We start from the raw sequence: 1,460 nt of genomic DNA, 5'->3' as shown, positions 1-1,460 counted from the left end.
GATAGCGTCCCGGGGAGTGGTGGACTTCGGATCTGGCGTGGTTCACGCGTTGTGATCAACGAGTCATGGTGAACGCTAGGCGATTTGGTGTTGTTTGGCAAGTGCTGCCGCGGCGTGTTTGGCGGCGATCACGGCGCGTAGTTCGTCCATGGAGACATCGGAGAGGTAGCGGCGGGTGACCTGCCACTCGTCGTGGGATTCGATGACCACCGCGGTGGCCAGGCGAAGGAACGCCGCCGGATTGGGGAAGATCTCCACGACATCGGCCCGACGCTTGATCTCTTTATTCAGACGCTCTATCGGATTATTCGACCAGATCTTCTGCCAATGCGCCTTCGGGAACGCAGTGAACGCCAACACGTCGGTCTTGGCCTCGCCCATCATCGCGGCCACCTTCGGGAACGACGCGGCCAGGGTGTCGGCGACCCGGTCCCACTGCGCGGCGACCTCGTCGGGTTCGGTGTGAGCGAAGATGGTCTTGACCGCCGCGGTAACCGCCGGGGCGTGTTTGGCCGATACCGCGGTATGCAGGTTCCGCATGAAATGCACCCGGCACCGCTGCCACGATGAGTTCGTGAACTGCTGTGCCACAGCGACTTTCAACCCAGCGTGCGCATCGGAGATGACCAGGTGCACCCCCGATAGGCCGCGCGCCTTAAGCGAGGCGAGGAACTCGCGCCAGAACTCGAACGACTCGCTGTCACCGACCGCGGTGCCCAGCACCTCACGGGTGCCGTCGATCGACACGCCGGTCGCGACCACCAGGGCCTGGGAGACCACGTGCGCCCCCACGCGGACCTTGCAGAAGGTGGCATCGCAGAACACGTAGGGGAAGCTGGTGTGGGTCAGCGAGCGTTCCCGAAACGCTGTGATCTCGCGGTCCAGGCCGGCGCAGATCCGCGACACCTCCGACTTGGACACCCCGGTCTGCACGCCCATCGCCGTCACCAGGTCATCGACGCTGCGGGTGGACACCCCGTGCACGTAGGCCTCCATGATGACCGCGTGCAGCGCCTTGTCGATACGCCGGCGGGGTTCCAGCAGCGACGGGAAGAACGATCCCGCCCGTAGCTTGGGGATCTGCACCTCGATGTCCCCGGCGGTCGTGGAGACGGTCTTGGGGCGGTGCCCGTTGCGGTGCACCGTGCGGCCGTCGCTGCGTTCGTAACGGCCCGCGCCGATCGCCGCGGTGGCCTCGGCCTCGATGAGCTGCTGCAACCCGGAACGGATCAACTCGGCGAACACCGCACCCGAGTCAGCGGACTTCAGTGCATCGAGCTGAGCGAGCAGGGCAGAATGGTCAAGGGTCATCGCGCGGTTTCCTTCGGTGAGTCACTTTGGTACGTAACTCACTGACCACTACGCGATGGCCCACCCCAACACCGGCACCGACACGGCCTGAACATCTCCGCCCACCTCAGCCCCGTCCCCGAATTCCCACCACCCCAGGGGACTTAGCC

The 1,460-nt window shown here is 65.1% G+C and carries 1 protein-coding gene; it reads right to left on the bottom strand.

Going from position 1 to position 1,460, the window contains the following annotated elements; all coding sequences use genetic code 11:
* Positions 1–75: 75 nt before the first annotated feature.
* Entirely contained in the window at positions 76–1,311 is a 1,236-nt protein-coding gene (locus EB75_RS27970; RefSeq protein ID WP_036437208.1) for an IS256 family transposase, read from the bottom strand.
* Positions 1,312–1,460 lie beyond the last annotated feature (149 nt).

This window comes from Mycobacterium sp. ST-F2 (assembly GCF_001905655.1).
Taxonomy (GTDB): Bacteria; Actinomycetota; Actinomycetes; order Mycobacteriales; family Mycobacteriaceae; genus Mycobacterium.
The sequence above is the reverse complement of the archived record's forward strand: the minus strand, read 5'-3'. Positions and strand labels throughout refer to the sequence as shown.